At 73.7% G+C, this 4,037-nt stretch carries 5 protein-coding genes and 1 pseudogene; 2 read left to right on the top strand and 4 right to left on the bottom strand.

Translation table 11 applies throughout. The features are described 5' to 3' along the window. Positions 1 to 254, top strand: a pseudogene (locus TR46_RS44040) (hypothetical protein); the annotation flags it as partial. Between the two features lie 48 nt (positions 255 to 302). Here the strand turns inward: TR46_RS44040 and TR46_RS37725 are convergent. The 4 genes from TR46_RS37725 to TR46_RS07345 are packed head-to-tail and all read right to left on the bottom strand — an operon-like array spanning position 303 to position 2,871. Continuing rightward, positions 303 to 779: a hypothetical protein gene (locus TR46_RS37725; RefSeq protein WP_052432599.1), complete on the bottom strand. Its 477-nt coding sequence runs from the start codon at positions 777 to 779 to the stop codon at positions 303 to 305. Between the two features lie 19 nt (positions 780 to 798). Continuing rightward, positions 799 to 1,218 carry a VOC family protein gene (locus tag TR46_RS07335; protein ID WP_042395470.1) on the bottom strand — a complete coding sequence of 140 codons (420 nt, stop codon included), beginning with the start codon at positions 1,216 to 1,218 and terminating at the stop codon, positions 799 to 801. Positions 1,219 to 1,246: 28 nt separating this feature from the next. Then, positions 1,247 to 1,684, bottom strand: a complete 438-nt coding sequence (locus TR46_RS07340; protein WP_042395471.1) for a helix-turn-helix transcriptional regulator — start codon at positions 1,682 to 1,684, stop codon at positions 1,247 to 1,249. Next, the gene (locus TR46_RS07345) at positions 1,681 to 2,871 is read right to left on the bottom strand and encodes an MFS transporter (RefSeq protein WP_042395475.1); all 1,191 of its coding nucleotides are present in this window, start codon (positions 2,869 to 2,871) and stop codon (positions 1,681 to 1,683) included. Before TR46_RS07345 ends, TR46_RS07340 begins: the two co-directional genes overlap by 4 nt. Before the next feature lie 58 nt (positions 2,872 to 2,929). On the opposite strand from TR46_RS07345, the gene TR46_RS07350 reads away from it, so the two are divergent. Continuing rightward, complete coding sequence (locus TR46_RS07350; protein WP_042395479.1) at positions 2,930 to 3,949, top strand: ArsR family transcriptional regulator; 1,020 nt, start codon at positions 2,930 to 2,932, stop codon at positions 3,947 to 3,949. The last annotated feature ends 88 nt before the right edge of the window (positions 3,950 to 4,037 follow it).

Consider the following 4,037-nt stretch of genomic DNA (forward strand, 5'->3'; position numbering starts at 1 on the left):
CCTACGGACCTGCGGGCCCACGCGGCCCCTTCGACATACCCCCGCCGCCCCCGCCGCGCCGCCGCAACCCGATCGCCGGGTGCGCGATGTGGGCCCTGCTCTGCTGCACCTGCCAGGCCTGCTGCCGCGAGGACTACGAGGACCCCTGCAACGGCCGCCGCCGCCAGGGCCCGTGCAACGACCTCGACTGCTGTGAGGGCCTGGAGTGCTGCGAATGCTGCGAATGCTGTGATGGCTGCGACTGCGACTGCTGACGCCCACTCAGGCGCCGGCTCGGACGTCCGCGCGACCGGACGGCCCCCTCACCCGGCGCCCGGCCGCGGGCCGGCCCCCTCCTGACGGTCGGTCGGCAGCCCACCCGCGGCGACCCGGCAGCGCTGCCGGACCGCGGCGAGCTGCCGCAGGGTGCCCAGCCGGTCCTCCAGCCCGTCCCGGCTCTCCCGGCCGCCCTCGCGGTGGTCGTCGACCTGGCTGACGCTGATCTCGACGGCGCACCAGTCCGGGGCCCCGGCCATCGCCCGCGCCGCGATCCGGGCCGTCCCGTGTGCGGTGAAGGCGCACCCCTCGGCCCGGACCAGCAGCGCGACCTCGGGCCGGGCCCGCAGCCTGGCCAGCGAGTCACGGCTGTGGTGCAGGCTCAGCAGGATGGTGCGCTCGTCGGCGCGCACCGGTGCGGACACCGGTATGGCGTGCAGCTCTCCGACGTCGCCGGTCCCGTCCGCGCCGAAGGTGACCAGGTCCGCCGTTGCGGGCGACGGCCATTCGGGAAGTGACGGCATCTCGGTCCCCCCGCTCCCGCTACGCGCCCGCGCGGGGCTGGTTGAACCGCAGCACGTTCCCCGCCGGATCCCGGAACGCGCAGTCACGCACCCCGTACGGCTGGTCCATCGGCTCCTGGAGCACCTCGGCGCCGGAGGCCTCGATCCGCTCGAAGGTCGCGTCCACGTCCTCGGTGACGAAGACCAGGCGGCCGAACATGCCCTTGGCCATCAGTTCGGTGATCGCCCGCTTGTCGTCATCTGAGATACCGGGGGCGGCGTGCGGCGGCTCCAGCACGATCTCCAGGTCGGGCTGGGACGGCGGGGTGAGCGTCACCCAGCGCATCCCCTCGAACCCGACGTCGTTGCGCACCTTCAGGCCCAGGACGTCGCGGTAGAACACCAGCGCGGCCTCATGGTCGTCGACGGCGAGGAAGCAGTGTGAGAGCTTGAGATCCATGGGCCCAACGCTAAGGGCCGACCCGCCGCTACGGCTTCTCCGTTCCTGATCCGTTTCCCGATCTGCTGCCTGACCCGTTGCGGACCGGGCGGGTGTAGACCTTGGCGTAGCACGCCGGGATCTGGGCCCCGGAACCGTGGTCGCGGGCCCGGTAGGCGCTCGGGGTCTCGCCGACCAGCTGGGTGAAACGGGAGCTGAACGACCCCAGCGAGGAGCAGCCCACCGCGAAGCACACCTCGGTGACGGTGAGGTCCCCGCGCCGCAGCAGCGCCTTGGCCCGCTCCACCCGCCGGGTCATCAGATAGCCGTACGGGGTCTCCCCGTAGGCGGCGCGGAAGCTGCGGGCGAAGTGGCCGGCCGACATCAGCGCCGTCCGGGCCAGCGCGTCGACGTCGAGCGGCTCCGCGTACTCGCGGTCCATCCGGTCGCGCGCGCGTCGCAGCTGCACAAGGTCCTCAGGCGTCACCCGACCAGCATCCCACGCTCCCGGGCCGGTACGGGAGCCTTCAGCCCGGGTGCCAGCCGACAGGTGACGGCCAGCGAGGCGACCGCCATCAGCGCCATCGCCGCAGCGGGCGAGGTCCTGGTGGCGACCGCCCCGGCCAGTGCCGCGCCCACGCCCTGCATGGCCAGCATCCCCGAGGAGTGCAGCCCCAGCGCGTGCCCGCTCAACTCCTGCGGCACCAGCGCCATCAGCCGCTCCTGCAGCAGCAGGCCGGCGGAGTACCCGACCGACGCCAGCGCCACCGCCACCAGCGCGACCGGCAGCGACGGCCGCAGTGCGAAGACCAGGTAGGGGGCGGCGAGCAGCAGCCGCATCGGCGCGCCGAGCCGCTCGCGCCAGCGGGACGGAATGAACCGGCCCGCGAGGGTGTCCCCGGCCAGCATGCCGATCGCGGCGGACGCGAAGAGCAGCCCGGAGTGGACCGGCGCATACGGCACGAACAGCGACTCGGAGCCGACGATCAGCCCGTTCGGCACCCACAGCGCCAGGTAGACGTAGCGGCGCGGTTTCCCGGACCACAGCCGGGCGTTGGTGCGCCAGGTCTCGGCGACCGACGGCCGCCCGGCCGAACGCGCGGGCCGCGCGCCCAGCCCGATCCGCGCCACCAGTGCCGCGCCGGCGTAGAGGGCCGAGCCGACCAGCAGCGTGCCGCGCGGCGACAGCCCGGCCAGCAGCAGGCCGCCGGCCGCGTAGCCGCAGATCTGCATGGTGCCGGAGGCCATGTTGAGCAGTGAGCGGCCGAGCAGATAGCCCTCCTTGACCACGATCTCGTTCAGCAACCCGTAGCGGACCCCGCCGCCGAGGGAGGACAGCAGGCCCTGGCCGAACAGCAGCACGAACGCCGCCCACACCGGCAGGCCGGGCACGGCCTGGGCGGCGGTGCCCAGTGCCAACAGCAGTGCCAGCCCGCTCATCGCCGCCCGGGGCGGCAGCCGGTCGGCCGCGGAGAGCAGAGTGGCCGCTCCCAGCAGTTGCGCCAGCGAGGGTCCGAACATGGCCAGCGAGGAGAGCAGCGGCGAGCCGGTGGTGTTGAACACCAGGGTGCCCAGCGCCAGTCCGCTCACGGTCGAGGCGGCGACCTGGGTGGCCGAAGTGAGGAAGAACGGGGTGAACTCGGGAATCCGGAAGAGCTGCCGGTAAGTGCGCATGCGGCAGTCTCCGGGCGGCCGCGACGCAGGCGTTAGAGTTTCGCGGGGAGGCGAAACCATGGGCTGGTGGCAGGTCAACGCGGACACCCTGGCGGGCAGCAGGTTCGTGGTCTCGCCGCTGGCGGAGGCCACCGCCAGCCTCAAGGCCCTGGAGCGCAGGGCTGCCGCGCACCCCGGCGAACGCGCCTGGCTGGACGCGCACCTGGCCGACTACCGCGGCAGGCTGGCCGCCGACCCGGTCACGGCCCTGCTGATCCGGGCCGCCCTGGGCCGCAACTGGATCGCGGACTTCCTCACCCCCACGCCCGGCGCCGAGCGCGAGCCGACCTTCGAGCGGGAGGTGGTCCGGGTCCGCGAGGCCTCCCCCGAGGTCGCCCGCACCAATCTGACCGTCTCGCTCGGCGGCCCGCTGCCCGACCTGCTGCACCGCTCCGACCTGCCACGGCGCGCCGCCGAGCTACTGGAATGGGTGTGGACCGAGACGGTGCTGCCCTACTGGCCGCAGCGCCGACGGGTGCTGGAGGCGGACATCGTCGCCCGCACCGCGGAGCTGGGCCAGGGCGGCTGGGCCGGCTCCTTCGACACCATGCGGCCCGGCATGCGCTGGCTGGGCGACGGGCGGCTGCAGATCAACGGACACGACTACCCGCCACGGGAGATCTCCGGCGCGCAACTGCTGTTCGCCCCGGTGACGCCCCGTCAGGGCTGGGTCTCCTGGGATCCCAAGCCGACCGACGGCGTGGAGCCGGTGCCGCCACCCGCGCCGAGTCCACAGCACCGCTACGCGGTGGTGTACCCGTGTGCGGGAACGCTGGCCGAGGCCGGGCATGCGCCCAAGGCGCCCAAGGCGCTGGCCGCCCTGCTCGGCCCGGGGCGGGCAGCCGTACTGGTGCTGCTGGCGAGCCCCAAGAGCACCACCCAGTTGGTCGCGCTGACCGGGCAGGGACTGGGCTCGGTCGGCCGACACCTCAAGGTGCTGCACGACTCCGGGCTGGTACGGCGCAGGCGGTCGGGCCGCTCGGTCCTCTACTACCGGTCCGACGCCGGGGACGCGGTGGTGAGCGCCTCCGGGCAGTGAACCTCGACACGCACGGGCGGGGTGGGTGGCATCGGCGGCGCCATGGAAGCCACCCACCGTGGCTGTGCCGACGGTGGGGAATGCAGGT

This window comes from Streptacidiphilus carbonis (assembly GCF_000787775.1).
GTDB lineage: Bacteria > Actinomycetota > Actinomycetes > Streptomycetales > Streptomycetaceae > Streptacidiphilus > Streptacidiphilus carbonis.